Raw genomic sequence first — 26,544 nt, forward strand, 5'->3', positions numbered from 1 at the left:
CGCGCGGGGGGTGTGGGGGGTCGTCCCCCCACAGGAGAAACGTCCCGGCCGCGCGCTTGATTGGTGCGGGCCGGGACGTCGCCTTTCTTGGGTCCGGTCGTTGGGTTAGTGGCGGGTGAAGCGGGTGGGGATGCGGTTCAGGCGGGTTCGGACGTCCAGCGCGCGGTTGCCCGCCGCCTGGAAGGTGGTGCGGGTCTGCTCGACCGTGGACGGCGGCAGCAGCCGGGCCCGCCACCGGGTGCCGGGTCCCACGGACGCGGCGAACGCCTCCCTGACCGTCCGGACGTCGGCGCGGAGCCGCTCCGGCGGTTCGGTCGACGGCGACAGCGAATAGCGGGCGAGTTCCTCGGCGCGGGCGATGCGGCCGAGGGCCAGCGCGCCCTCCGCGTCCAGCTTCAGCGTCGCCTCCAGGCGCCGGGCGGTGGCGCGCGGCGAGTCGCTGGACCGCCATTCGAGGCCGTGGTCGAGCGCGTCGGCGCGCATCTCCCGCCAGGCCGCGTGCGCGGCGCCCGCCGGATCCCCGCCGCGCGGTGAACCGGACGGGGCCCGGGGCCGGGGCGGCGCTCCGGGCGGCGGCGGTGCAAGCCCCGCCCAGCGGCGCCGCCGGGTGAGCTCCCGCAGCGCCATCGGCGCGGCCACCAGCAGCAGGACCAGCGTCCCGCCCGCCAGCCAGGGCGTGAGGGAGAACTCGTGGCCCTCGTCCTGGCCCGCCCCGTCGCCGCGTCCCGTGTCGAGGTCGTTGCGGTGCGGGGCGGACGGCTGCGCCGTGGGGGCGCCGTCGTCGGTGGGCGTCGAGTCGTCCTGCTCGGGCGCGGTCTCGCCCTCCTCGCCGTCGCCGTCGGTGACCGCGGGCAGGCTGTAGCGGGGGGCGTCGGCGGTGCCCTGCCCGCCCGCGCCGGACGGCGTCGGCTCGAACCGCACCCATCCGGTGCCCTCGAAGTACAGCTCGGGCCAGGCGTGCGCGTCCCGCGACCGGACGACCCACTCGCCCGGCCTGACCTCGCTGCCCGAGGTGTACCCCATCGCCACGCGGGACGGGATGCCGAGGATCCGCGCCATCAGCGCCATCGACGCGGCGTACTGCTCGCAGTAGCCGCGCTTGCTGCGCAGCAGGAAGTCGACCAGGTCGCTGCCGTGCTTGGGCGCCGGGGCGGACAGGTCATAGGTGAACCCGCCCGACAGCGTGAACCAGCGCTGCAACCGCACGGCCTGCGACAGTGCCGTCGCCGACCCGGCCGTCACGTCCTGCGCGAGCTGCCTGACCTCCGTCGGGACGTTCTTCGGCACCTCGGTGTACCGGGAGACGATCTCGGCCGGGTAGTTGCCCGCGGCGGCGAGCTGCCCGGTCGTCGGCTCCGCGCGGCGGCTTCTGACGGTGAAGTCGCGCCCGCCCGCCGAGTCGCGCAGCGAGTAGATCATCAGCGATCGTTCGTCCACCCGCCAGTCGCCGCCGATCGACACCTTGGACGGCGCGTACGGCACCGGCAGGAACGTCATGTTCCTGACCTCGGGCCGCACATGGATCTTCGTCATGACCTCGCGGGACGAGACGGCCGACAGTCCGGGCGGCGGCGGGATGTCCCGCTCGTCGAGGCGGTCCTTCGGCTGGCTGTCCAGGTCGGTGTAGGTCCAGCGGTCGCCCTCGAACTTGTCGAGGGCGTACAGGCGCAGGTAGTCGGGGGCCTGCGTGTCGTTCGACTCGTAGGTGAGGACGATCGAGTCGTCCAGCCGGGTCAGCTCCCGCTTCAGGCTGACCAGCGGGTCGGGCGTCGTCACGGTCTGCGTGGCGCCGCCGCCGTCGCCGCCGATGCCGAACATGCCGCGCGGCTGGAGCCCCGGCACGGCCGCCGGGACCAGCACCGCGACGGCGATCGCGCCGACCGCGATGCGGCGGCCCGACGCCGCCAGCGCCGCCGCGTCCAGTTGGGGGGCCTGCCGGTCCCGTTCGTCCCGGTCGGGCTCCGCGCCCGCCAGCGGCACCTCCGACTGGCGGCGGCCGGTGACCGCGCGTCCCCAGCCGCCGACCTGGTCGCGGGCGTCGGTCATCAGCAGGCCGAGGAAGCCGAGCGCGCCGATGCCGAACGCCAGCCAACTGACGCCGTCGTCGCGGACCGCCGCGGGCACGCTGTACATCGCGAGGAGCGGCAGCCCGGCCGGTGCGGTCCGGCGCAGCCGCACCGCCAGCAGGTCGACCAGGACGGCGACGAGCCCGACCCCGGCGGCGGTCATCAGCTCGATCCCCGGCAGGACGGGGACGGGCGCCGCGTACCGGTTCGCCGACTGCCAGCCGCCGTTCGCCAGGTCGGCGAGATGGCGCAGCGACTCCGGCGTCGGGATGAGCAGCCACGAGTCGCGGCCCGCGTACATCAGGTTCAGGTACAGCAGCAGCCCGGCCAGCCCGAACACCAGGTTGACCACGGCGGGGAGCCGCAGCCGCCGCGCCAGCAGGCCCCCGCCGGAGACCGCCAGCACCGCGCCGACGCTCGCCCAGAACCAGGAGCCCTTCTCGAACAGCGGGTAGAGGCCGACCGACCCGGTGAGCGTCGCCACCGCCGCCATGATCGTCATCCGGGTTCTCATGAGCCGTCCCTGACCAGGTCGTCGCCGCTCTGCCCGGCCCGCGTCCACGCCGCGGGCAGCTCCGCCGCCGACCGCACCGTCACCACCCGCCAGCCGCCCGCCCGCAACGGGGCCACGGCCGGTTCCACCGCGCCGCCCCCGACGACCAGCACGGCCACGCGGGTCCCGGTGCCGCGCCGCACGGCCGCGAGGGAGCGCGCCTCGTCGGCGGACAGGGCGCCGAGGACCGCGACGACCAGGCCGTCGCCCTCCCGCGCCGTGCCCATCCCGCCGCGCAGCGCCGACAGGCCCGTCGACAGCGATCGTGCCGTGGACACGCGCGCCACCGCCAGCGCGTCGAGCAACGCGCCCTCGAACGCCCCGTCGACCGACACGGGAGGCACCGTCTCGCCCGCGTCGGTGACGTACCGCAGGTTCATGCCCGTCCGGGCCAGGTGCACCCCGATCGACGCGGCCGCCGACACGGCGTGCTCGAATGTGCCGCCGGGGCCGTCGCCCCAGTGCGCGGAGCGGCGGGTGTCGAGGAACAGCGTCCCGCTGCTCTGGAGGTGCTGCTCCTCGCGCCGCACCATCAGCTCCCCGTGCCGGGCCGTGGACCGCCAGTGGACGCGGCGCAGGTCGTCGCCGTGCCGGTACTCGCGCGGGGTCACATCGTCCTCGCCCGCGGCCGACACCGCCCGGGCGACGCTGTCCCCGCCGCCCGCCCACGCGCCGGACACGCGTCCCGGCGGCAGCGGGACGATCGTCGGCGTCACCGTGAGCGTGTCGGACAGGCTGAACGACCGGACCAGCTCCACCATCCCGAACGGGTCGGCCAGCCGGACGGTCAGCGGGCCCACCCGGAACCGGCCGCGCACGTCCGACCGGATCCGGTATCCCAGCTGGCGCTTGCCGTGCGACTCGATCCGGTCGAGGACGAACCGGGCCCGCCCGCCGAGCGCGTACGGCACCCGGTCCTCCACCATGAGCAGGCCGCTCGGCAGCCGCGACACGTTCTCCAACCGCAGGTCGACGCGAGCCTCACGGCCGACGGGCAGCCGGCCCGGGTCGAGCCGCCGCGCGCACGCCAGCCGGTACCGCGTCCGCGACACCGCGAGCGTGCACAGCAGCGGCAGCGCCAGCACGAGCACCCCCGCGCGCAGCAGGTCGCGCTCGCCGAGGACGAACGCGCACACGATCGCGGTCGCCCCGGCGGCGACGAAGGACCGCCCACGGGTGGTGAGGCCGGCCAGCGCTCGTCTCAACGGTCACTTCCCGGGGGAGGGCACCGGCAGCCGGTTCACCAGGTCGGCGACGACCTGCTCGGGACGGCGCCGGTCCATCTGCGCCTCCGCGGACGGCAGCAGCCGGTGCGCGAGGACGGGGACGGCGAGGTCCTGGACGTCGTCGGGCAGCACGTAGTCGCGCTCGTCGAGCGCCGCGTACGCACGCGCCGCCCGCACCAGGTGCAGCGTCGCCCGCGGCGAGGCCCCGAGCCGCAGCTCGGGGTGCGCGCGGGTCGCGGCGACCAGGTCGATCGCGTACTGCCGCACCCCGGCGGACACGTGCTGGCGGCGCACCACCTCGATGAGGCCGCGGACGTCGGCGGCGTGCGCGACCGGGCTGAGCCGGTCGAGCGGGGACGCCTCGCCGTGGTTCTCCAGCATCTCCAGCTCGGCGGCCGGGTCGGGGTAGCCCATCGAGATGCGGGCGGTGAACCGGTCGCGCTGCGCCTCGGGCAGCGGGTAGGTGCCCTCCATCTCCACGGGATTCTGCGTGGAGATCACCATGAACGGCGGCTCCAGGGAGTAGGTGGTGCCGTCCACCGTGACCTGGCGTTCCTCCATGCACTCCAGCAACGCGGACTGCGTCTTCGGGGACGCCCGGTTGATCTCGTCGCCGACCACGATGTTGGCGAACACCGGGCCCGGCTTGAACTCGAACTCGCGCAGCTCCTGGTTGTAGGCGCTGACGCCGGTGATGTCGCTGGGCAGCAGGTCGGGGGTGAACTGGACGCGCCGCACCGAGCAGTCGACGGACCGCGCGAGCGCCTTGGCGAGCATCGTCTTGCCGACCCCGGGGACGTCCTCGATCAGCAGGTGCCCCTCGGCCAGCAGCACGGTCAGCGCGAGGCGCACGACGGCGGGCTTGCCCTCGATCACCGACTCCATCGCGTCCCGGATCTTGTTCGCGACCTGGGCGAGGCCGTCCAGTCCAGGATCGGTCCCGTCACCTCCCGAGGCGCCGTGTCGGGCCGGGTGGGATGCCGGGGGGTCGGTCTCCATGAACGACTCGCCGTGCGTGCCTACTGCCACCAAACCCTCCTCGTGCGGCGCTCTCTGCGTCCGCCCAAACGACAGTACGTCGTCGGGCGGCCCGCCGCGATGTTCATGGTGAACGCGAGCCCATTGTGCTCCACGGGATCGCCGCGCTGAGCCGCCCGCCGCGCACCACTTCTCTCCACCCGCCACTTCACGCGCGAATTGGATGTCCCGGGTCTTGTCCCGTGCAAGGCCCACCGGGTTCGGGACGGCGATTCCGGTGGCGCGGCACGCGGAGGGGGCGTCGTGCCGCCCCACTCCGCACCACCCCCTCTGAACTGGGGATTCGTCCGGCGAATCGCGTGCTGGAACGTGTTTTTATTGTTGACGGTGGGGAAGAGTGGAGTACAGTGGAGCGCCGTGGGGGGCATGTGCGCCCCATGCGGCGCGGGAGGTGGGGCCGGTGTTCCTCGGCACCCATTCGCCGCGCCTCGACGACAAGGGACGACTGTTCCTGCCGGCGAAGTATCGCGAGGAGCTGTCGGGGGGACTGGTGATCACGAAGGGCCAGGAACGCTGCCTGTACGTCTTCCCTATGGCGGAGTTCCAGCGGATCACCGAGGCCCTGCGTGCCGCACCGGTCACCGAGAAGGCCGTCCGCGGCTACAGCCGGGTCTTCTTCGCCAGCGCCTCCGACGAGGTCCCCGACAAGCAGGGCCGCGTCACGATACCTCCACCGCTCCGCACGTACGCGGGCCTCACCCGCGACTGCACGGTCATCGGCGCCAACACGCGGCTGGAGATCTGGGACGCGCAGGCCTGGGAGTCCTACCTGGAGCAGGAGGAGCAGACGTTCTCCGAGGTCTCGGAGGAGGTGTTGCCAGGGATCCTCTGAGTCAACGACCCGTCGGTCCGACGACCGGCTATGGCCCACGTTCGGCCAGGTCTCCAGCCGCTCTCCGAGCCAACTGGCGCAGCTTCCCCGGCGCCAGACGGCGACCCCCCGCGTATCGCACGCGGCGAACTTCCCTTAGGGCAGCGGATGGGGACCTGGCCGGGCGAGGCCGCCGCCGGGGGGTTGGAACGGTCGTCCGGCCCGGCGACGCCACGCAGTCCGCGAGCGAAGTGGCACCACAGGGGGTGGAACCATGGACGTGGGAGACCACGCGGCCAAGGCCGGTCACGTACCGGTCATGCTCGGTCGCGTCCTGGAGATCCTCACCCCCGCGCTGACCCGTCCGGGGGTGGGCGACACGGGCCGCGCCCCCGTCTACCTCGACGCCACGCTCGGCATGGGCGGGCACGCCGAGGCCCTGCTCGGGGCCGTCCCCGGGCTCCGCCTCATCGGCCTCGACCGCGACACCACCGCGCTGGAGCGCTCCGCGCGCAGGCTCGCCCCGTTCGGCGACCGGGTGACGCTCGAGCACGCCGTCTACGACCAGATCCCGGACGTCCTGGCGCGGCTCGGCGTTCCCACCGTCGACGCCGTCCTGTTCGACCTCGGTGTCTCCTCCCCGCAGCTCGACGAGGCCGACCGCGGCTTCGCCTACTCCTACGACGCGCCCCTCGACATGCGGATGGACCGCACCCAGAGCCTCACCGCGGCGGAGGTCGTCAACGGCTACCCGCCCGCCGAGCTCGCCCGGATCCTGCGCGAGTACGGCGAGGAGCGCTTCGCCCAGCGCATCGCGGCGGCGATCGTCCGCGAGCGCGGGCGCGCGCCGCTCGACTCGACCCGACGTCTCGCCGACCTGGTGCGCACATCCATCCCGGCCGCGACCCGCCGCACCGGCGGCAACCCGGCCAAGCGCACCTTCCAGGCGCTGCGCATCGAGGTCAACGACGAACTCGACAGCTGGCGCCGGGCCCTGCCCGCCGCCCTGGCCGCGCTGCCGCTCGGCGGCCGCGTCGCCGTGCTCAGTTACCACTCGCTGGAGGACCGCGTCACCAAGCAGGTCCTCGCCGCCCAGGCGGCCGACACCACCCCGCCGGATCTGCCCGTCCCGCTGCCCGAACACGAGCCGAGGTTCCGGCTTCTAACACGCGGGGCGGAACTGCCGTCCGACGAGGAGACCACGACCAACCCAAGGGCCGGATCGGTGCGGATGCGCGCCGCCGAGCGGGTCCGGGAGGCGACATGACCACGACGACGAAGCGACCGCCGGTCAGGGCACCGAAGAAGGCGCCCGCGCGGCGCACGCCCGCGCGTCCCGCGCCGCGCGTGACCACGCCCGCACCCGCGCCCGCCAAGAAGGCGAGCGCCCCGGCGAAGACCGGCGCGGGCAAGGCCGCCGCCGCCAAGGCCGCGACCAGGACCGCCGCCACCAGGACCACCGCGAAGGCCACCGCCAAGACGACCGCGGCGAAGGGCACCGTCCGGCGGGCGGCGCCCCGCACGCCGCCGCGCGCGCCGTTCGTGCTGCTCATCATCGGGCTGCTCGGCGGCGCCCTGGTCAGCCTGCTGCTGCTCAACACCGTCCTGGCGAAGGACGCCTTCACGCTGACGCGGCTCCAGCAGAGCAACGCGCGGCTCGACCAGCAGCGCGAGGGCCTGGAGTGGGACCTCGCGCGCGGCAGCTCCCCGGAGCAGCTGTCGAAGATGGCCAAGGAGCTGGGCCAGCGCGAGTCCGACGGCGCGTGGTACTTCAGCTCGGCCACCGGCCGGGCGAGCGGCGGCGGGCTGCGGCCCGTCCCGTCCGAGGCCGTCGCGTCGGCGGGCGCCGCCGGTGTGATCGGCGTGCCCGGCACGGTGGTCCCCGGTGACGGGATCCCGCCGGTCGGCACCGGCCAGGGTCCGCGGTGACGGAACGGCAGGGCACCAGGGGCGGCACCGCCCGGCGCCCCGCCCGCGGCGGCACGGCCCCGGCCCCGCCCAAGGAGCCCCGCCCGAAGGAAGCGCGCCCTAAGGAGACGCGGCCCAAGGAAACGCCGCGCAAGAAGGCTCCCGCCCAGAAGAAGCCCGCCGCGCAGAACAAGGCTCCCGCCCAGAAGAAGGCTCCTGCGCAGAAGAAGGCGCCTGCCAAGGGCGCGCCCGCCAAAGGGCGGGCGGGTGGCGCGACGCGTGACGCCGCCGCCAGGGCCAGGAACGGTTCTGGTGGTGGCGGCGGGAGTGGAGGGCCGGGGGACGGCGGTCCCCGCAGGCCCCGTCCCGGGCCGGGGACGGGACGGCGCCCGCCGCCCCGCCCACCGCGGCCCCGGGTCACCTTCCACCGCCGCGACCCCCTCAAGCGGCTGAACATCGGGCTCCTCGTCATCGCGTTCGTGCTGTCGCTGTTCGCCGGACGGCTCGTCCAGCTCCAGACGATCGAGTCGAACAAGTACACGGCGCAGGCGATGCAGCAGCGGCTCCAGCGGATCGAGCTGCCCGCGCGGCGCGGCGACATCACCGACGCGCAGGGCCATCCGCTCGCCATGACGGTGGAGGCGCGCGCGATCTACGCCGACCCGTCCCTGATCGAGCCGGACGACCGGCAGCCCATCGTCAGCGCGCTCGCCCCGACTCTCGGCCTCGACCCCGCGACGCTGATGAAGCGGATCAGCAGGCCCAACACCCGGTTCGTGTACCTCGCGCACGGCGTCCGGCCCGACCAGGCCCGGCTGATCACGTCCTGGAACTTCCTGGGAATCGCTACATTGCCGGAATACCGCCGCGAGTACCCCAACGATTCGCTGGGCGCGAGCGTCATAGGTTTCGTGAACGCCACCGGGAAGGGCGCCTCCGGCCTGGAGAGCTCGATGAACGGCGTGCTCGCCGGGCGCGACGGTCGCCAGCGGGTGGAGATCAGCCCCGAGGGGCAGCACATCCCCATGGGAGAGGACCAGAAGGTCCCGCCCGTGCCCGGCCGCGGCGTGCGGCTGACGTTGCAGCGCGACCTCCAGTTCAAGGCGCAGCAGGCGATCGAGGCGCAGGTCAAGGCGACCAAGGCGAAGGGCGGCACCGTCACCGTCATGGACCCGCGCACCGGCGGGCTGCTCGCCATGGCCTCGGCGCCCGGGTTCGACCCCAACCACTACGGCCAGTCCGACCCGGACCTGTGGGGGAGCCCGCTGGTGCAGGACGCCTACGAGCCCGGCAGCACCGGCAAGGTCGTCACGGCCGCCGCCGTCATGGAGCACGGCGGCATCACCCCGACGACGTCCTTCACCGTCCCCGACCGGATCAGGAAGTACGACGTCACCTTCAGGGACTCGCATCCCCACGCGCCCGAGTCGCTCACGTTCGCCGGGGTCCTCGCCAAGTCCAGCAACGTCGGCACGATCATGGCCAGCGAGAGCATCAGCCAGCAGCGGCTCTACCAGACGCTGCGCGACTTCGGGTTCGGGCAGAAGACCGGGCTGCCGCTGCCCGGTGAGACCGCCGGGCTGCTCAAGCCGCCGAACCAGTGGTCGGGCACCGACCGGTACCCGATCGCGTTCGGGCAGACGGTGTCGGTGAACGCGGTGCAGATGGCGAGCGTCTACTCGACCATCGCCAACGGCGGCGTCCGTGTCGCGCCGACCCTGGTCGAGGGCACCGTCGGCGAGGACGGCAGGTTCACCCCAGCCCCGGCGCCCAAACGCGCGCAGGTGATCAGCGCGGCCACCGCCCGGCAGATCAGCGCCATGCTGGAGGGCGTGACGACCGCCGAGGGCACCGCGCCCAAGGCGCAGATCAAGGGATACCGGGTCGCGGGCAAGACCGGCACCGCGCAGACGGTCAACCCGCGCTGCGGCTGCTACCGCGGCGGCGGGTACATCGCGTCGTTCGCGGGGTTCGCCCCGGCGGACGACCCACGGCTGGTCGTCCAGGTGGTCCTGCGGGATCCCAAGCGGGGCAGCCACTATGGTGGCGATGCGGCCGCGCCGGTGTTCAAGGACGTGATGAGCTTCGCCCTGCAGTCCGCGAAGATCCCGCCGACGGGGAGCCGGCCGCCGACCATCCAGATTCACGCCCGAGACTGATCGCAGCGAGTACTCTCCTCGCCTGTGAGTCCACCACGACCCGTGTACCAGCAGTCCCGTTCCGTTCGCAGCGAAAGAAACGTCATGCGTCCCACCACCAATCCGGCCCGCCCGCTGAGCGGGCTCGCGGCCCTTCTCGGGATCGAGCGGCGCGGCTGGGACGAGGTGTCGGCGACGGGCATCACGCACGACTCGCGGGCGGTGCTGCCCGGCGACATCTACGCCGCGCTGCCCGGCGCCCGCGCCCACGGCGCCCAGTTCGCGGCGCAGGCGGCGGAGGCGGGCGCGGCGGCGGTCCTCACCGACCCCGACGGCTACGACCAGGCCGCCGCGACGGGCCTGCCCGTCCTGGTGGTGGCGGACGTCCGGGCGCGGCTCGGCGACGCGGCGTCCTGGGTGTACGGGGAGCCGGGACGCGACATCACGCTGATCGGCGTCACCGGCACCAGCGGCAAGACGACCACCGTGTTCCTGGTGGAGGCGGGCCTGCGCGCCGCCGGGATCGAGCCCGGCCTGGTCGGCGGCGTCGAGATCCGGGTGGGCGGCGACCGGGTGCCGAGCGCGCTGACCACACCGGAGGCGACCGACCTGCACGCGCTGCTGGCGATGATGCGCGAGCGCGCCGTGGGCGCCGCCGCGATGGAGGTGTCCAGCCACGCGCTGAAGCAGGGCCGGGTCGGCGGCGTCACCTACGAGGTCGCGGTGTTCACGAACCTGTCCCAGGACCACCTGGACTACCACCCGACCATGCAGGACTACTTCCTCACCAAGGCCGCGCTGTTCACGCCCGAGTACTCGCGCGTCGGCGTCGTCAACCTCGACGACCACTACGGCCGTGAGCTGCTGGAGATCGCCACGGTCCCGACGACGACGTTCTCGGCGACCGGTGACCCGGCGGCCGACTGGCGGGCCGAGGGCGTCCGCGTCGGCGCCGACGGCGGCATCTTCCGCGTCGTCGGGCCGGGGGGCGTCGAGGCCGACGGGGAGGTCCGGCTCGCCGGGCCGTTCAACGTCGCCAACGCGCTCGCCGCGATCGTGGCGCTGGTCGAGGCGGGCATCCCGCTCCAGGTCGCGGTGCGCGGGGTGGCGTCGCTGCCCGGCGTGCCCGGCAGGCTGGAGCGGGTGGACGAGGGCCAGGAGTTCATCACCCTCGTCGACTACTCGCACAAACCGGGCGCGGTGGAGGCGGTGCTGACCGCGCTGCGGCCCGTCACCGAAGGCGAGCTGACGGTGGTGCTCGGCTGCGGCGGCGACCGCGACCGGGGCAAGCGCCCGCTGATGGGCGAGGCCGCCGCGCGGCTCGCCGACACGGCGTTCTTCACCGACGACAACCCGAGGTCGGAAGATCCACTGTCCATCCTCGCCGCTATGGTCGAGGGCGGGCTCAAGGTGCCGCAGCGCGAGCGGGCGCACATCGTGGTCGAGCCCGACCGCGCCGCCGCGATCTCGCTGGCCGTCGGCCGGGCCCGGCGCGGCGACGTTCTCGTGGTCGCGGGCAAGGGCCACGAGCAGGGCCAGAACGTGGCGGGCACGGTGCACCCGTTCGACGACCGCGAGGTCGTCCGGGAGGCGCTCAGACACCGTGCGAAGGGACCAAGAGGGGACGGGGCGCAGGCGTGATCCCACTTCCGCTGTCGACGATCGCGGAGATCACGGGAGGGGCCCTCCACGGGCCTCCGGACGTCATGGTGAGCGGTCCCGTGGTGATCGACTCCCGTGCCGTGGAGCCGGGGGCGCTGTTCGCGGCGCTGAAGGGCGACCGTGTCGACGGGCACGACTTCGTGTCCGCGGCCCGCGCGGCCGGGGCCGTCGCGGTACTGGCGCAGCGCACGGTCGACGACGGTCCGGCCGTCGTCGTGGCCGACGTCAAGGAGGCGCTCGGACGGCTCGCCAGGGGCGTCCTGGAACGTCTGCCGGACGTGACCGTCGTCGCCGTCACCGGCTCGGCGGGCAAGACGTCCACCAAGGACTTCATCGGGCAGGTCGCGGGCCGTGCCGGGCCGACCGTGTTCCCTCCCGGCTCGTTCAACAACGAACTCGGGCTGCCGCTCACGGTGTTGCGCGCGGACGCATCCACCCGTCATCTCGTCCTGGAGATGGGCGCGCGGGGCATCGGCCACATCGCCTACCTGACGGGCATCGCGCGTCCCGGCGTCGGGGTGGTGCTGAACGTCGGCACCGCGCACGTCGGCGAGTTCGGGAGCCGCGAGAACATCGCCCGCGCCAAGGGCGAGATGGTCGAGGCGGTCCCGCCGGGCGGCGCCGCCGTGCTCAACGCCGACGACGACCTGGTCGCCGCGATGGCGTCCCGCACCGAGGCCGAGGTGGTCACCTTCGGCCGGTCGCCGGACGCGACCGTCCGCGCCGAGGGCGAGTCCCTCGACGACCTGGGCCGCGCGAGGTTCACCCTCGTGACGCCGGAAGGGTCCGCGCCCGTCGCGCTCCGCCTGCACGGGGCGCACGCCGTGCCCAACGCCCTGGCCGCCGCCGCCGCGCTCCGCGCGACCGGGATGGCGCTCTCCGACATCGCCACGGGCCTGTCGGAGGCCGGGCCCGTGAGCCGGTGGCGGATGGAGGTCACCGAGCGGGCCGACGGCGTGACCGTGGTGAACGACGCCTACAACGCCAACCCCGACTCGATGCGTGCCGCGCTCGACGTCCTCGCGCACATGGCCCGCGGGCGCCGCGCCTACGCGGTCCTGGGAGAAATGGGCGAACTTGGCGCCTTGTCCACAGCGGAACATGCCAAGATCGGTGAGCATGCCGCGCGGAGCGGGGTCGCCGGCCTCGTCGTGGTCGGCGCGAACGCGGCGGCGATGGCGGACGGGGCACGGCGGGTGAGGTCATGGACGGGAGAATGCGTGCAGGTGGATGACGTCGGCGCGGCGGTGACCGCGGTCGGCGGGCGGCTCGCGCCGCCGGACGTGGTGCTGGTGAAGGCCTCCCGGATCGCCGGGCTGGAACGGGTCGCCGAGGCGCTCCTCCTGGAGGACGCCCGATGACCGCAGCGGAGCGAGGATCTTCGGGCGTCCGCCGCGGGGGTCTGGGGGGCGCCCCCCAGAAGGGCAGGACCCGATGACCAACATCATCATCGCGGCCGGGGTCGCGCTGATCTTCGTGATGGTCGGCACACCGGTGTGGATCCGGATCGTGAACCGGCTCGGCTACGGCCAGATGATCCGGGACGAGGGCCCGGAGGCGCACGTCGCCAAGCGCGGCACCCCCACGATGGGCGGGACGGTCTTCATCGTCGGCTCGCTCGTCGGCTACGCGGCGGCGCACCTGTTCACCGGGACCGAGCCGACCATCTCCGGCGTCCTGGTGCTGTTCCTGATGACCGGGCTCGGCTTCGTCGGGTTCGTCGACGACTACATCAAGGTGTTCAAGCAGCGCAGCCTCGGCCTGCGCAGCGGCGCCAAGATGATCGGCATCATCCTGGTCGGGGTGGTGTTCGCGGTCGGGTCCCTCAACTTCCCCAACGGGTACGACATCACCCCCGCCGACCCCCACCTGTCCTTCCTGCGCGACTTCGGCCCCTCGATCGGCCCGTACCTGTTCGTGGTGTGGGCGCTGATCCTGATCGCGGCCATGTCCAACGGCGTCAACCTGACCGACGGCCTGGACGGGCTCGCGGCGGGCCCGGCCGGGATGGTGCTGGCCGCCTACGTGATCATCGGTAACTGGCAGCTGCGCAACAGCTGCACCGACTTCGCCCTCGCCCCGAACTGCTACAGCGTCCGCGACCCCCTCGACCTCGCGGTCGTCGCGGCGGGCGTGCTCGGCGGCGTGTTCGGCTTCCTGTGGTGGAACGCGCCGCCCGCGAAGATCTTCATGGGCGACACCGGCTCGCTGGCCCTCGGCGGCGTGCTGGTCGGCCTCGCGATCCTCACCCGCACCCAGTTCCTGCTCGCGATCCTCTGCGGGCTGATCGTCATGATCACCCTCTCGGTGATCATCCAGGTGGGCGGGTTCAAGCTCACGAAGAAACGTGTGTTCAAGATGGCCCCGTTGCAGCACCATTTCGAGCTGTCCGGCTGGGCCGAGACCACGATCGTCGTGCGGTTCTGGCTGATGTCGGCGCTGTTCGTCGCGATCGGCATCGGGCTGTTCTACCTGGAATGGATGCCGAAGAAATGAGCGAACGCCGCTGGGACGGCCTGTCGGTGTGCGTCGCGGGCCTCGGCGTGTCCGGCCGGGCCGCCGCCCGCGTGCTGGCCGCGCACGGCGCCCGCGTCACCGGCGTCGACGCCCGCGACGACGAGGCGCAGCGCGCGCACGCCGCCGAGCTGGAGGCGCACGGGGTCACGGTCCGGCTCGGCGACGGCGAGACCCTGCCCGGCGGCGTCGACCTGGTCGTGACGTCCCCGGGCTGGCGGCCGGACGTCCCCCTGCTCGCCGCGGCCGCCGAGGCGGGCATCGAGATCATCGGCGAGGTCGAGCTGGCGTGGCGGCTGCGTCCCGACAACGCCGCGCCGTGGCTCGCCATCACCGGGACGGACGGCAAGACGACCGTCGTCCGGATGCTCGCGTCCATCCTCACCTCCGCCGGTCACAAGGCCCTCGCCGTGGGGAACGTCGGCACCCCCATCGTGGAGGCCATAGGGGGTTCCGGGGGGTCTGGGGGGTCGCCCCCCCAGGGGCAGCAGGCCGAGCCGTATGACGTGCTGGCCGTGGAGCTGTCGAGTTACCAGCTGCACTGGTCGAGTTCCCTCGCGCCCTTCGCGGCGACGGTGCTGAACATCGCGCCCGACCACCTCGACTGGCACGGCACCATGGACGCCTACGTCGACGCCAAGGCGAAGATCTTCGCGCCGGGCTGCCTCGCCGTCTACAACGCCGACGACGAGACGTCCACGGCCCTCGCCGAACGCGCCGACGGCGTCGACCGGCGGGCCGGGTTCACGCTCAAGGTGCCGCGTCCCGGCGAGCTGGGCGTCGTCGAGGACCTGCTCGTCGACCGGGCGTTCACCGGCTCCCCGACCGAGGCCGCCGAACTGGCGGAACTCGGCGACGTCCACCCGTTCGCGCCGCACAACGTCGCCAACGCCCTGGCCGCCGCCGCCCTGGCCCGCGCCTACGGGGTGCCGCCCGAGGCCGTCCGGGACGGGCTGCGCGCGTTCGTGCCCGAACCGCACCGCATTCAGCACGTCGCGGACATCGCGGGCGTCGCCTACGTCAACGACTCCAAGGCCACCCAGCCGCACGCCGCCGCCGCGTCCCTGGCCGCCTACGACCCCGTCGTGTGGATCGCGGGCGGCCTCCTCAAGGGCCTCGACGTCGACGACCTGGTCCGGTCGTGCGCCCCGCGGCTGCGCGGCGCCGTGCTGATGGGACGCGACCGGCACCGGCTCGCCGAGGCACTCGCGCGACACGCGCCGGATGTCCCCGTCGTGGACGTCCCCGACACCGACACTGGGGCCATGGACCGCGTCGTCAACGAAGCCTCCGCGCTCGCCCGCCCCGGGGACACCGTGCTGCTCGCCCCCGTCGGGGCCTCCTTCGACATGTTCACCGACTACCCCGCGCGCGGCGCCGCCTTCATCGCCGCCGTCGAGCGCCTGCCGAGGCCCGCCGGACGGGACGCCGCGCAGCGGTGACCGCCGCGGCCGAGGAGAAGGGCGGCCGCCGGTCGGGGCCGCGCGAGCAGGTGGTCGCCGCCGTCGGGCTGCTCGACCGTCCGCTCACGTCCTACTACCTGGTGCTGGGCTGCTCGGTGATGCTGCTCGCGCTCGGGTTGACGATGGTGCTGTCGGCGTCCAGCGTGAAGCAGCTCCAGGCGACCGGGTCCGCGTACACGCTGTTCCAGAAGCAGGCCATGTGGATGGCGATCGGGCTGCCCGGCATGTGGCTGGCGTCCCGGCTGCCGGTGCGGACGTTCCGCGCGCTCGCCTACCCGCTGCTGCTGCTGTCGATCGTCTCGCTGGCGATGGTGCTGGTCCCCGGGCTCGGCCGCAGCGCGGGCGGCGCGACCCGCTGGGTCGACCTCGGCCCGGTGCAGGTGCAGCCGTCCGAGATCGCCAAGCTGGCGCTGGTGCTGTGGGGCGCCGACCTGCTGGCCCGCAAGGACCGGCTCGGGCAGCTCACCGAGTGGCGGCCGCTGCTCGTCCCCCTGATGCCGGGCGCGGGCGTGCTGGTCCTGCTGGTCATGCTGGGCAGCGACCTCGGGACCACGCTGGTGCTCCTCACCATCTTCCTGGCGCTGCTGTGGGTCGTCGGCGCGCCCGGACGGCTGTTCGTCGGCATGGCCGGGCTCGTGTGCCTGCTGGTGGCGATCCTCATCGTCGTCGAGCCGTACCGGATGCAGCGGATCACCGGGTTCCTCGACTCGTCCGGCAACCAGCTCACCACCAACTACCAGGGCACGCAGGGCCTGTTCGCGGTGGCGTCCGGCGGCCTGTTCGGCACCGGCCTCGGCGAGGGACGCGCCAAGTGGGACTACCTTCCCCACGCCGAGACCGACTTCATCTTCGCGATCGTGGGGGAGGAGCTCGGGCTCGTCGGCACCCTCGTCGTCCTCGGGCTGTTCGGTCTCCTCGCCTACGCGGGCCTGCGGATCGCGCGGCGCGTGCACGACCCGTTCGCCCGGCTGGCCGCCGCGGGCGCCACGGCCTGGCTTGTCGTGCAGGCGGTGGTGAACATCGGCGCCGTGATCCGCGTGCTGCCCATCACCGGTATCCCGCTGCCGCTCGTCTCCTACGGCGGTTCGGCGCTCATTCCGACGCTTTTCGTCCTCGGGATGCTGCTCGCCTTCGCCAAACGTGAGCCCGGCGCACGGCAGGCACTCTCCGCACGGGGCCCCGGACCAGTCGTGAGGGCTCTAAGCTGGCTTGGTCTGGCACGGCGTTGAATCCCCCCTTCGAACCATGCTGAGGAGTTGTCAAGGAGCATGAGGGTTGTCCTGGCCGGCGGCGGCACCGCCGGACACATCGAGCCCGCCCTGGCGCTCGCCGACGCGCTGCGCCGCGACGACCCCACCGTGGGGATCGTCTGCCTCGGGACGGAGCGGGGGCTGGAGACCCGTCTCGTCCCGCAGCGCGGCTACGAGCTCGCCCTGATCCCGCCGGTGCCGCTGCCGCGCACGCTGACCCCGCAGCTGCTGTCGGTCCCCGGCCGGCTGCGCGGCGCGATCAACGCGGCGGCGGCCGTCCTGGACCAGGCCCAGGCCGACGTCCTGGTCGGGTTCGGCGGCTACGTCGCCACCCCCGGCTACCTGGCGGCACGCAAGCGCAAGGTCCCGATCATCGTGCACGAGGCCAACCCCAAGCCGGGCCTCGCCAACAAGCTCGGCGCCCGCTTCACCGACCACGTCGCCGTCTCGCACGCCGACTCGCCGCTGCCGAACCCCACGTTCGTCGGCATCCCGCTGCGCCGCGACATCGCCACGCTCGACCGGCTCGCGATGGGCGACAAGGCCCGCTCGTACTTCGGGCTGCTGCCCGACCTGCCCACGCTGCTGATCTTCGGCGGCTCGCAGGGCGCCCGGTCGCTGAACCAGGCCGCGGTCGCGTCCGCTCCCTACTTCCGGCAGGCGGGCATCCAGGTCCTGCACATCGTCGGGCCGAAGAACACCGAGGAGCCCGAGCCCGCGGCGGGCGGCCCGCAGTACGTCACGATCCCGTACTGCGACCGGATGGACCTCGCCTACGCCGCCGCCGACATGGCGATGTGCCGGGCGGGCGCGATGACGTGCGCGGAGCTGGCCGCGGTCGGGCTGCCCGCGGTGTACGTGCCGCTGCCGATCGGCAACGGCGAGCAGAAGCTGAACGCCCTGCCGATCGTCGAGGCGGGCGGCGGCCTGGTCGTCGACAACGCCGAGCTGTCGCCCGACTGGATCGCGCAGCACCTGCTGCCGGTGCTGGCCGACCCGGGCCGCGTCGCGCACATGTCGGAGGCCGCGGGCCGGATGGGACGCCGCGACGCCGACATCGCCCTCGCGCGGATGGTGCACGACGTGGTCCGCTCGGCGGGCGCCGCCCGATGAGCCTGATCGATCCCCGAGACGTCGTGTCCGCCGAAGACCTCGGCCGGGTCCACTTCATCGCGATCGGGGGCGCGGGCATGTCCGGCATCGCCCGCATCATGCTGCGCCGCGGTCTCACCGTGACCGGCAGCGACGCCCGCGACTCCGAGCTGCTCACCCAGCTCGGCGGTCTCGGCGCCAAGGTGTTCGTCGGCCACGACGCCGCGCACGTCGGCGACGCCGACACGGTGGTGGTGTCCACCGCGATCCGCGACACCAACCCCGAACTGGTCGCCGCCCGCGAGCGCGGGCTGCGCGTCCTGCACCGCTCGGCGGCGCTCGCGTCGCTGATGGCGGGCCGCCGCGCGGTCGCGGTCGCCGGGACGCACGGCAAGACCACCACGACGTCGATGCTGACGGTCGCGCTCCAGCACGCCGGGGCCGACCCGTCCTACTGCATCGGCGGGCAGCTCGTCACCACCGGTCTCGGCGCCGACGAGGGCACCGGCGACGTGTTCGTCGCCGAGGCCGACGAGAGCGACGGCTCGTTCCTCATGTACAGCCCGCACGTCGCGGTCGTCACCAACGTCGAGGCCGACCATCTCGACAACTACGGCGGCTTCGACCGGGTGAAGGAGAACTTCGCCAAGTTCGTCGACCGCGTGGAGCCCGGCGGGACGCTCGTCGCGGGCGCCGACGACCCCGTCGCCATGGACCTGGCCGACCGGGGGCGGGCCCGGGGCCTGACCGTCCGGACCTACGGCACGGCCGAGGGCGCCGACCTGCGCGTGACGGGATTCACCCCGCGCGGGCTCGGCTCCCGGTTCGAGATCGCGGGGATCGGCGAGTTCACGCTGGCCGTCCCCGGACGGCACAACGCGCTCAACGCCGCTGCCGTCGTCGCGGTCACCCGCGCCCTCGGCGTCGACGACGCTGCCGTCCGCACCGGCCTCGCCGCGTTCGGCGGCGCGATGCGGCGGCTGGAGCGCAAGGGCGAGGCGGGCGGCGTCGAGGTGTTCGACAGCTACGCCCACCACCCGACCGAGCTGACCGCCGACCTGGCCGCCACCCGCGACTACCTCGGCGAGAAGGGCGGCGACGGGCGGATCGTCGCGGTGTTCCAGCCGCATCTGTACAGCCGCACCCGGTTCTTCGCCACCGAGTTCGGCGTGGCGCTCGGCCTCGCCGACACCGCCGTCGTGCTCGACGTCTACGGTGCCCGGGAGGACCCCGAGCCCGGGGTGACGGGCGCGCTGGTCGCCGACGCGGTCCCGGCCGGGACGGCCTCGGTGTACGTGCCCGTCCGCGACGAGGCGCCGGACGTCGCGGCCTCCCTCGCCCGGCCCGGCGACGTCGTGATCACGCTCGGCGCCGGTGACGTGACGCAGCTCGGGCCCATTGTTCTGGACCGCCTGACCGCGCGCTGAGCCCGCGGGCCGGTCCGTGACACGCCGCCCCCGGCGCGGTCGGCGGCGCGCGGCGGGAACACTGCCAAGCTTGGGTCATGACCGAGGCGCAGGCGGACCAACGCGCTCAGACCGACCCGCCCGGAGAGGGAGACTCTTCGGGCGGCCGCCGGTCGAACCGGTGGAAGGTGGTGTTCGTCACCCTGCTCGTGCTGGGCGCGGTCGGCGCGGTCACCTGGGTCCTGCTCGGGTCGCGGCTGCTGGTCGTCCGGCACGTCGAGGTGTCGGGCGCCGGGCTCGCGCCCCGCGACCGGATCGTCGGCGCCGCCGGGATCGATCTCGGCACGCCGATGGTGCGGCTCGGGACGGGCGCCGTCCGCGGCCGCGTCGAGCGGCTCCGGGAGGTCGAGTCCGCCCGGGTCGAGCGGGACTGGCCGGGGACGGTCCGTATCGTCGTCCACGAAAGGGTGCCCGTCGCGGTGTTCGAGAGCGGTGGGCGTTATCACCGGATCGACCGGCACGGCGTCGTCGTGGCCGACGACGAGTCCCGGCCGCCCGGGCTTCCGACGTTGACGGTCGCCTCGCCGGGGCCGTCCGACGGGGCGTCCATCGCGGCCCTCACCGTGCTGTCCGACCTGCCCGAACGGGTGCGCGGGAAGGTGGGCGAGGTCGAGGCGACCGCGCCCGACGCCGTCACGCTGCACATGAAAGGTGGGCAGACGGTGGTGTGGGGCGCCGCCGATCGGGCAGAGCAGAAGATCCGGCTCCTGGACGCGCTGTGGCGCACCCCGGAGGGGCGTGCGGTCGGCACCGCCGACATCAGTTCGCCCGAGATCCTCAAGACGAAGTGAGCGATCGTTCGGGTCCGGTGCGTGTGTCGCGACGATTCCGGCCGTCCGATGGGGCACGCTTGAACGGTCGGCCGGGACGACCCGGCCGGTACGCCGGGGAACTGCCCGGTGAAACGACTGATGGGACGGCCGATGGCGATGAACAGAGGCAGATGTCCTTCGCCAACCTGGGCAAATCCGTGCCCAGTGCGACACGCCGGGAGGTTAGTTGACCCTGGCCGTAAGGCCGCCCTACTGTCCGTATCAGTTCCAGGTTGACATAACTGTAAGCCTCAGGTTGAGGGTGAGGGTTCGGAAGGGGATCGGTCTTCGCGACCGGATCCAATTCGGACTCGGCCCAGAAACGCACACAGGTCAGGTAATACCGCGGCGGCACGGTCGGCAGACCGGGCAGGGCGGTCGGAGAGAGCGGAAAGGCCCCTCGTCGTGGCAGCACCGCAGAACTACCTCGCGGTCATCAAGGTCGTCGGCATCGGCGGCGGCGGCGTCAACGCCGTCAACCGGATGATCGAAGAGGGACTCAAGGGCGTCGAGTTCATCGCGATCAACACGGACGCCCAGGCGCTGCTGATGAGTGACGCCGACGTGAAACTGGACGTGGGCCGCGAGCTCACCCGGGGTCTCGGCGCGGGCGCCAACCCCGACGTCGGCCGCAAGGCCGCCGAGGACCACCGCGAGGAGATCGAAGAGGTCATCAAGGGCGCCGACATGGTGTTCGTCACCGCCGGAGAGGGCGGCGGCACCGGCACCGGCGGCGCGCCCGTCGTCGCCAACATCGCCCGCACGCTCGGCGCCCTGACGATCGGCGTGGTCACCCGCCCGTTCAGCTTCGAGGGCAAGCGCCGCGCCATGCAGGCCGAGGCGGGCATCGAGACCCTGCGCGACGAGGTCGACACCCTCATCGTCATCCCGAACGACCGGCTGCTGTCGATCTCCGACCGGCAGGTCAGCGTGCTGGACGCCTTCAAGGCCGCCGACCAGGTGCTCCTGTCCGGTGTCCAGGGCATCACCGACCTCATCACCACGCCCGGCCTGATCAACCTCGACTTCGCCGACGTCAAGTCCGTCATGTCCGGCGCCGGGTCGGCGCTGATGGGCATCGGCTCCGCGCGCGGCGACGACCGCTCGGTCGCGGCGGCCGAGATGGCGATCTCCAGCCCGCTGCTGGAGGCCAGCATCGACGGCGCCCACGGCGTGCTGCTGTCCATCTCCGGCGGCTCCGACCTCGGCCTGTTCGAGATCAACGAGGCGGCGCAGCTGGTGTCCAACGCCGCCGCGCCCGACGCCAACATCATCTTCGGCGCGGTCATCGACGACGCGCTCGGCGACGAGGTCCGGGTCACCGTGATCGCGGCCGGGTTCGACGAGGGGCGACCGGCCCGGCCCGGCCCCGAGCCGGAGACCAAGCGGATGCCGCCGCCGCCGCGTCCCGCGCCGCCGCCCGTGTCCGCGCCCGCCACCCCGACAGCGCCGCAGGCCAACCCGATCCCGAGCCGCGTCGGCCGGTCGGACGCCGTGCACCAGGCCGCGCCGCGGCCGGGGGGTCAGCCGTCGGTGGCGCAGGCCGCCGCCGCGCCGCCGCCCTCCGCGACCTCGCCGCCGCAACGGCCCGAGCACGGCGCACAGCCGCCCGCCCCCGGCCACCAGCAGGGGCAGGGCGGGCATGGAACGCAGCACGGGCAGGACGACCGGGTCGTCGCCGGGCGCGAGGAGCCCGCACGGCCGGAGAACGCCCCGGCCGCGCAGCCGGGCCAGCCCGGCGACCACGACCCGGCGCCCGCCGACCCCGGTGGTTCGCGCACGCCCGGCCCTCGCCCGCCTTCCGAGCAGACCCCCTCCCGCGTGCACGCGGGCGAGAGCGACGGCGGGCCCGCCTCCGGGCAGCGCCGCCGTCCCGTCGTGTTCGACGAGGACGACGACCTCGACGTCCCCGACTTCCTGAAGTGATCACCGCCGTCGCCCTGGGCGACGGCGTCGGCGCCGCCTTCACCGGCCGCGCCGGCGGCGTGAGCACCGCCCCCCTCGACTCCCTCAACCTCGGCGGCGCGGTCGACGACGACCCCGCGGCCGTGCTGACCAACCGGCGCCGCGCCGCCGCCGCGCTCGGCCTCGACCCCGGCCGCGTCGTCTGGATGCGGCAGGTGCACGGCGCCGAGGTCGCGTTCGCGACGTCCCCCGACCTCCCCGGCCCCGTCGACGCGGTCGTCACGACCGCGCCCGGCCTCGCGCTCGGCGTTCTCGTCGCCGACTGCGCGCCCGTCCTGCTCGCCGACCCCGTCGCCGGGGTCGTCGGCGCCGCCCACTCGGGCCGTCCCGGCACCGCCGCCGGCGTCGTCCCCGCCCTGCTGAAGGCGATGTGCGAGCGCGGCGCCGACCCGGCCAGGACGACCGCCGCGATCGGCCCCGCCGCGTGCGGCCACTGCTACGAGGTCCCGGCGGAGATGCGCGCCGACGTCGCCGCCGCCGTGCCCGCCGCGTACGCGACCACGTCCAAGGGCACGCCGGGTCTCGACATCCGCGCGGGCGTCGTCGAGCAGCTCGCCGCGGGCGGCGTCACCGCCGTGCACGTCGACCCGCGCTGCACCATCGAGGACCCCGGCCTCTTCTCCTACCGCCGTGACGGCCGCACCGGCCGCTTCGCCGGGTTCGTCTGGCTCAAGGAAGACGTGTGACCCACGAGGAGCGCCCCATCTCCGAGACCCCCGAGAGTTCGCGGCGCCGCGCCGAGATCGCCGAGGGCGTCGCCGCCGTCCGCGCCCGCGTCGCCGCCGCCTGCGCCGCCGCCGGACGGGACGAGAGCGAGATCACCCTCATCGCGGTGACCAAGACGTTCCCCGCGTCCGACGTGCGGCTGCTGGCCGGACTCGGCCTCACCGAGGTCGGCGAGAACCGCGACCAGGAGGCCAGGCCGAAGGCCGCCGAATGCGCCGACCTGCCGCTCACCTGGCATTTCGTCGGACGCCTCCAGACCAACAAGGCGCGCGCCGTGGCCGGATACTCCGACGTGATCCATTCCGTGGACCGCTCCAGACTGGTGTCCGCGCTGTCGGAAGCCGCCGTCCGCGCGGACCGCACGCCGCGCTGCCTCGTCCAGGTCTCACTGGACGAGGAGGAGCAGGAGGGGGGACGCGGTGGCGCGGTGCCCGACGACGTGCCGCGGCTCGCCGACGAGATCGCCGCGGCCGGGGGCCTGGAGCTCGGCGGCGTGATGGCGGTCGCCCCGCTCGGCGCCGACCCGCTGCCCGCCTTCACCCGACTCGCTGCGATCGCGGCGGATCTGCGAGGGAACCATCCGGACGCCCGGATCGTCTCTGCGGGTATGAGCGGCGATCTGGAACAGGCGATCGCGTGCGGCGCGACACACCTTCGGGTCGGTACGGCGTTGCTCGGCGGCCGACGGGCAATCGTCAGGTAATGTCCCCCCAGTGGTACCAGCCGCGACGCGGCGGGACACCACGACGGACCAGTCCAAACGACGGCGCCGGACGCGCCCGGCGCCGCGGCCACAGGACACGGAGGGGCGTATGGCCAGCGCGATGCGCAAGATGGCGGTCTACCTCGGCCTTGTGGAGGACGACCGGTACGACGACAAGTACGGCGACTACGACGAGTACGACGCCTACGACGAAGAGTCCGACACCGGGCAGAGCCGTCGCCGCGAGGACGAATCCGGCGGTCAGCTTACCCGAGCCGAGGACACCCCGGACCGCGAACGCGATCATCACGCGGCGCCCACGATCGAGCGACGCTCCGTGGCGCTGTACGAGACCGGTACCACCGACCTCGCTCGTATCACTACGCTGCACCCAAGGACCTACAACGAAGCGAGGACCATCGGGGAGCACTTCAGGGACGGCACTCCGGTCATCATGAACCTGACCGAGATGGTCGACAGCGACGCCAAGCGTCTGGTCGACTTCGCGGCGGGTCTCGTGTTCGGCCTCCATGGGAGCATCGAGCGTGTTACGAACAAGGTGTTCCTGCTGTCGCCCGCCAACGTGGAGGTGACGGCGGAGGACAAGGCCCGGATGGCAGAACGAGGGTTCTTCAACCAAAGCTGAGATCCACATGCGAGAGTATCCGTGAACATCGTTGGAACCGTGCTACAGGCGATCCTGTACTTCTTCCTCCTGTTCCTCATCGGGAGGTTGATCCTGGAGGTCCTGCAGTCGTTCGCCCGGCAGTGGAAGCCGACCGGGGTTGTTCTGGTGATCGCCGAGGCGACGTACACCGTCACCGATCCGCCACTGAAATTCCTGAGGCGCTTCATCCCGCCCATACGACTCGGTAACGTGGCGCTGGACCTCAGCTTCACCGTGCTCATCCTTGTGGTCTGGATCTTGATCATCTTCGTGCAGAAGCTCTGATCGGATACCGTCCTTTGGACAGACTCCAAGCGCGCCGAGGAGACGAACATGCCGCTGACACCCGCCGACGTGCGGAACAAGCAGTTCAGTACCACCAGGCTGAGGCCGGGGTACGACGAGGAGGAGGTGGACGCGTTCCTCGACGAGGTCGAGGCCGAGCTCGACCGCCTCATCCAGGAGAACGAGGAGCTGCGGGCCAAGCTCGCCGAGTGCCTGCGCGGCAAGGTTCCGGCCATGGCCGCGCCGATCGTCGAGCCGAAGCCCGACGTGCAGAAGATCCCCGAGCCTCCCCGTCCCGAGCCGCAGCACCAGCCTGAGCCGGAGCCCGTCCTCGGCGCCCTCGGTGGGATGACGCCCTCGGCGCCCACCGGCGAGGACAACATGGACACCGCCGCCCGCGTCCTCGCGCTCGCGCAGCAGACCGCCGACCAGGCGATCGCCGACGCCCGCCGGGAGGCCGACGAGACGCTCGGCCGCGCCCGCCGCGAGGCCGAGGAGATCCTCGGCAAGGCCCGCCGGCAGGCCGACCAGATCGTCAGCGAGGCCCGGTCCCGCGCCGAGGCCCTCGACCGCGACGCGCAGGAGCGGCACCGTCAGGTGATGGGCTCGCTCGTGCAGCAGCGCGAGGAGCTCGAACGCGAGGTCGACAACCTGCGCGCCTTCGAGCGCGAGTACCGCAGCCGCCTCAAGGTCTACCTGGAGGGTCAGCTGCGCGACCTGGAGGCGGGCAGCACCGAGACCGGCGCCTTCGCCGCCGTCCCTGGCGCGGCCCCCGTCCCGTCGCAGCCGTCCTCCCCCCAGACCGGCCCGCAGGCGACCCTGCACGAGAACCGCAACGGCGCCCCCGGCTCCGCCCCCGCGAGCCCCGGCCCGTTCCCGGCGCCCGCCGAGCACGCCCAGCAGGTGCAGCACTCCGCGACCGGCGCGTTCCACGCGGGCGGCGGCGACAACCCGCCGCACGACCGGCGCTGACGCCGGCGCCGGGCGAGAAGTGTCTTCCCGATCGCCGCGCCGAGGATGGCACCGCCGCCATCCCGGCGGCGCGGGGAGTCCGGCCGGGGCCGGTCGGCGAGGACGCCGGTCGGCCTGAACGAGTGGGAGAGACCCTGTGATCATCCTGAGTGGCGTTCTCGTGGTGGTGGCGATCGCCATACTGGTAGCGGGAATCGTCGCCAGTAACGGAGACAGCGCCCAGGTGTTCGGCTACAACGCGCTCGACGTGATCTACGTCTCGATCGCCGTCAGTATCGCCGCCGCGCTGTGCCTGGCCGTCGGGGTGTTCCTGCGTCGCAGGGAGCTGTTCGGCCCGGGCGCCGCCACGGCGCCCGCCCGCAAGAGCAAGAAGGGCAAGCGCACCGAGCCCGCACCGCCGGTCCGCGTCCCCAATGACGCGAAGTCCACGGCACCGGGCCCCGGCGAGATGACGATCCCGTCCCCGCCGGTGGACGTCCCCGCCGACGCGCTGGTGTTCGTCGTGCGCGGCCGCAAGCGCTACCACCTCGACACGTGCCGCCAACTCGCCGGGCGCGACACCGAGGAGCTCACCTACGCCGAGGCCAAGGAGGAGGGGTTCAGCCCCTGTACCGCCTGTTTGCCCGACACCGCACTGGCGGCGCGCGCCGCGGCGTCGGCACCCGCGTCACCCGGCGCGGGCAAGGCGGCGGGAGACAAGCCCATCCCTCCACGGCCCGGCGCGGAGCCCCCCAAGAACGCCCTGGCGGGCCTCGCGAACCCGGCGCCGGAACGCTCCGCGCCCGGCCCCCTCGACAAGACGGCCGAGATCCCGCGGGCCGACAAGAAGCCCGCCGACCCCAAGCCGGTCGATTCCGGGCCCGCCGCTCCCAAGCCCGAGCCAGCAGGTCCCACGCTCACTGACATGCCCGTCGCGGGCCTGGCGCCCAAGGAGGCCGCCAAACCCGCGGAGAAGGCCGAGCCCGCCGAACCCGAGCCGGAGTCACCCTCCACCGGCGACCAGCCCGCTCAGGCCGCGTCCGAGGGCGAGAAGCCGTCCGACGAGGGCCCGCAGGTCCGCATCCTGAGCGGCACCAAGCGGTACCACCGGGTCGACTGCGCCCTCATCCAGGACATCGGCGACGACGCCGACGACCTGGAGGGCCTGTCCCGCGCCGAGGCCAAGTCACGCGGCTGCACGCCGTGCCTGGTGTGCGAGCCCGACCGCGAACACGCCCGCGACTGACA

The 26,544-nt window shown here is 73.4% G+C and carries 22 protein-coding genes; 19 read left to right on the forward strand and 3 right to left on the reverse strand.

Features of this window, described 5'->3' with window-relative positions; genetic code table 11:
* Positions 1-105 precede the first annotated feature (105 nt).
* The 3 genes from ABD808_RS12700 to ABD808_RS12710 are packed head-to-tail and all read right to left on the reverse strand — an operon-like array spanning position 106 to position 4,844.
* Positions 106-2,580 carry a transglutaminase TgpA family protein gene (locus ABD808_RS12700; RefSeq protein WP_344894913.1) on the reverse strand — a complete coding sequence of 825 codons (2,475 nt, stop codon included), beginning with the start codon at positions 2,578-2,580 and terminating at the stop codon, positions 106-108.
* Entirely contained in the window at positions 2,577-3,824 is a 1,248-nt protein-coding gene (locus ABD808_RS12705; protein WP_344894916.1) for a DUF58 domain-containing protein, read from the reverse strand. Before ABD808_RS12705 ends, ABD808_RS12700 begins: the two co-directional genes overlap by 4 nt.
* A gap of 3 nt (positions 3,825-3,827) precedes the next feature.
* Positions 3,828-4,844 carry an AAA family ATPase gene (locus tag ABD808_RS12710; protein WP_425548923.1) on the reverse strand — a complete coding sequence of 339 codons (1,017 nt, stop codon included), beginning with the start codon at positions 4,842-4,844 and terminating at the stop codon, positions 3,828-3,830.
* A gap of 439 nt (positions 4,845-5,283) precedes the next feature.
* Here ABD808_RS12710 and mraZ point away from each other — a divergent pair, with 439 nt between their 5' ends.
* The 19 genes from mraZ to ABD808_RS12805 all read left to right on the forward strand — a co-directional run bounded on the left by mraZ (position 5,284) and on the right by ABD808_RS12805 (position 26,542).
* Positions 5,284-5,715 (forward strand): division/cell wall cluster transcriptional repressor MraZ, encoded by a 432-nt coding sequence (gene mraZ, locus ABD808_RS12715; protein ID WP_344894922.1) that lies wholly within the window; start codon positions 5,284-5,286, stop codon positions 5,713-5,715.
* A gap of 253 nt (positions 5,716-5,968) precedes the next feature.
* Entirely contained in the window at positions 5,969-6,961 is a 993-nt protein-coding gene (gene rsmH, locus ABD808_RS12720; RefSeq protein WP_344894925.1) for a 16S rRNA (cytosine(1402)-N(4))-methyltransferase RsmH, read from the forward strand.
* On the forward strand, positions 6,958-7,623 hold the full coding sequence (gene ftsL, locus ABD808_RS12725) for a cell division protein FtsL (RefSeq protein ID WP_344894928.1): 666 nt from the start codon (positions 6,958-6,960) through the stop codon (positions 7,621-7,623). Before rsmH ends, ftsL begins: the two co-directional genes overlap by 4 nt.
* Positions 7,624-8,051: 428 nt before the next feature.
* Positions 8,052-9,761 carry a peptidoglycan D,D-transpeptidase FtsI family protein gene (locus ABD808_RS12730; RefSeq protein WP_486303653.1) on the forward strand — a complete coding sequence of 570 codons (1,710 nt, stop codon included), beginning with the start codon at positions 8,052-8,054 and terminating at the stop codon, positions 9,759-9,761.
* A gap of 84 nt (positions 9,762-9,845) precedes the next feature.
* Positions 9,846-11,381 carry a UDP-N-acetylmuramoyl-L-alanyl-D-glutamate--2,6-diaminopimelate ligase gene (locus ABD808_RS12735; protein ID WP_344894934.1) on the forward strand — a complete coding sequence of 512 codons (1,536 nt, stop codon included), beginning with the start codon at positions 9,846-9,848 and terminating at the stop codon, positions 11,379-11,381.
* Positions 11,378-12,763, forward strand: a complete 1,386-nt coding sequence (locus ABD808_RS12740) for a UDP-N-acetylmuramoyl-tripeptide--D-alanyl-D-alanine ligase (protein ID WP_344894937.1) — start codon at positions 11,378-11,380, stop codon at positions 12,761-12,763. The genes ABD808_RS12735 and ABD808_RS12740 overlap by 4 nt, the downstream gene beginning before the upstream one ends.
* Before the next feature lie 73 nt (positions 12,764-12,836).
* Entirely contained in the window at positions 12,837-13,898 is a 1,062-nt protein-coding gene (mraY, locus tag ABD808_RS12745; RefSeq protein WP_344894940.1) for a phospho-N-acetylmuramoyl-pentapeptide-transferase, read from the forward strand.
* Entirely contained in the window at positions 13,895-15,358 is a 1,464-nt protein-coding gene (murD, locus tag ABD808_RS12750; RefSeq protein WP_344894943.1) for a UDP-N-acetylmuramoyl-L-alanine--D-glutamate ligase, read from the forward strand. Before mraY ends, murD begins: the two co-directional genes overlap by 4 nt.
* The gene (gene ftsW / locus ABD808_RS12755; protein WP_344894946.1) at positions 15,355-16,608 is read left to right on the forward strand and encodes a putative lipid II flippase FtsW; all 1,254 of its coding nucleotides are present in this window, start codon (positions 15,355-15,357) and stop codon (positions 16,606-16,608) included. The genes murD and ftsW overlap by 4 nt, the downstream gene beginning before the upstream one ends.
* A 39-nt stretch (positions 16,609-16,647) precedes the next feature.
* The gene (gene murG / locus ABD808_RS12760) at positions 16,648-17,742 is read left to right on the forward strand and encodes an undecaprenyldiphospho-muramoylpentapeptide beta-N-acetylglucosaminyltransferase (RefSeq protein ID WP_344894949.1); all 1,095 of its coding nucleotides are present in this window, start codon (positions 16,648-16,650) and stop codon (positions 17,740-17,742) included.
* Positions 17,739-19,148 carry a UDP-N-acetylmuramate--L-alanine ligase gene (gene murC, locus ABD808_RS12765; protein ID WP_344894952.1) on the forward strand — a complete coding sequence of 470 codons (1,410 nt, stop codon included), beginning with the start codon at positions 17,739-17,741 and terminating at the stop codon, positions 19,146-19,148. The genes murG and murC overlap by 4 nt, the downstream gene beginning before the upstream one ends.
* Positions 19,149-19,225: 77 nt before the next feature.
* Entirely contained in the window at positions 19,226-19,978 is a 753-nt protein-coding gene (locus tag ABD808_RS12770; protein WP_344894955.1) for a cell division protein FtsQ/DivIB, read from the forward strand.
* Positions 19,979-20,404: 426 nt separating this feature from the next.
* Positions 20,405-21,925, forward strand: coding sequence for a cell division protein FtsZ (gene ftsZ, locus ABD808_RS12775; protein ID WP_344894958.1), 1,521 nt, complete (start codon positions 20,405-20,407; stop codon positions 21,923-21,925).
* Complete coding sequence (gene pgeF / locus ABD808_RS12780; RefSeq protein ID WP_344894961.1) at positions 21,922-22,650, forward strand: peptidoglycan editing factor PgeF; 729 nt, start codon at positions 21,922-21,924, stop codon at positions 22,648-22,650. Before ftsZ ends, pgeF begins: the two co-directional genes overlap by 4 nt.
* On the forward strand, positions 22,647-23,393 hold the full coding sequence (locus ABD808_RS12785; RefSeq protein WP_344894964.1) for a YggS family pyridoxal phosphate-dependent enzyme: 747 nt from the start codon (positions 22,647-22,649) through the stop codon (positions 23,391-23,393). The genes pgeF and ABD808_RS12785 overlap by 4 nt, the downstream gene beginning before the upstream one ends.
* A 109-nt stretch (positions 23,394-23,502) precedes the next feature.
* Entirely contained in the window at positions 23,503-24,039 is a 537-nt protein-coding gene (locus ABD808_RS12790; RefSeq protein ID WP_344894967.1) for a cell division protein SepF, read from the forward strand.
* Positions 24,040-24,060: 21 nt separating this feature from the next.
* Positions 24,061-24,345, forward strand: coding sequence for a YggT family protein (locus ABD808_RS12795; protein ID WP_344894970.1), 285 nt, complete (start codon positions 24,061-24,063; stop codon positions 24,343-24,345).
* A gap of 48 nt (positions 24,346-24,393) precedes the next feature.
* Entirely contained in the window at positions 24,394-25,317 is a 924-nt protein-coding gene (locus ABD808_RS12800; RefSeq protein WP_344894972.1) for a DivIVA domain-containing protein, read from the forward strand.
* Positions 25,318-25,453: 136 nt separating this feature from the next.
* On the forward strand, positions 25,454-26,542 hold the full coding sequence (locus ABD808_RS12805) for a PspC-like choline-binding domain-containing protein (RefSeq protein ID WP_344894975.1): 1,089 nt from the start codon (positions 25,454-25,456) through the stop codon (positions 26,540-26,542).
* The last annotated feature ends 2 nt before the right edge of the window (positions 26,543-26,544 follow it).

Origin of the sequence: Actinomadura meridiana, assembly GCF_039537545.1 — a bacterium.
GTDB classification, from domain to species: Bacteria; Actinomycetota; Actinomycetes; order Streptosporangiales; family Streptosporangiaceae; genus Spirillospora; species Spirillospora meridiana.

Bases quoted from the DNA above. Each gene is read 5' to 3' on its own strand.
- ABD808_RS12700 (WP_344894913.1), bottom strand. From the start codon at position 2,580: ATGAGAACCCGGATGACGATCATGGCGGCGGTGGCGACGCTCACCGGG.
- ABD808_RS12710 (WP_425548923.1), bottom strand. From the start codon at position 4,844: ATGGAGACCGACCCCCCGGCATCCCACCCGGCCCGACACGGCGCCTCG.
- rsmH (WP_344894925.1), top strand. From the start codon at position 5,969: ATGGACGTGGGAGACCACGCGGCCAAGGCCGGTCACGTACCGGTCATG.
- ftsL (WP_344894928.1), top strand. From the start codon at position 6,958: ATGACCACGACGACGAAGCGACCGCCGGTCAGGGCACCGAAGAAGGCG.
- ABD808_RS12735 (WP_344894934.1), top strand. From the start codon at position 9,846: ATGCGTCCCACCACCAATCCGGCCCGCCCGCTGAGCGGGCTCGCGGCC.
- mraY (WP_344894940.1), top strand. From the start codon at position 12,837: ATGACCAACATCATCATCGCGGCCGGGGTCGCGCTGATCTTCGTGATG.
- murD (WP_344894943.1), top strand. From the start codon at position 13,895: ATGAGCGAACGCCGCTGGGACGGCCTGTCGGTGTGCGTCGCGGGCCTC.
- murG (WP_344894949.1), top strand. From the start codon at position 16,648: ATGAGGGTTGTCCTGGCCGGCGGCGGCACCGCCGGACACATCGAGCCC.
- murC (WP_344894952.1), top strand. From the start codon at position 17,739: ATGAGCCTGATCGATCCCCGAGACGTCGTGTCCGCCGAAGACCTCGGC.
- ABD808_RS12770 (WP_344894955.1), top strand. From the start codon at position 19,226: ATGACCGAGGCGCAGGCGGACCAACGCGCTCAGACCGACCCGCCCGGA.
- ABD808_RS12790 (WP_344894967.1), top strand. From the start codon at position 23,503: ATGGCCAGCGCGATGCGCAAGATGGCGGTCTACCTCGGCCTTGTGGAG.
- ABD808_RS12800 (WP_344894972.1), top strand. From the start codon at position 24,394: ATGCCGCTGACACCCGCCGACGTGCGGAACAAGCAGTTCAGTACCACC.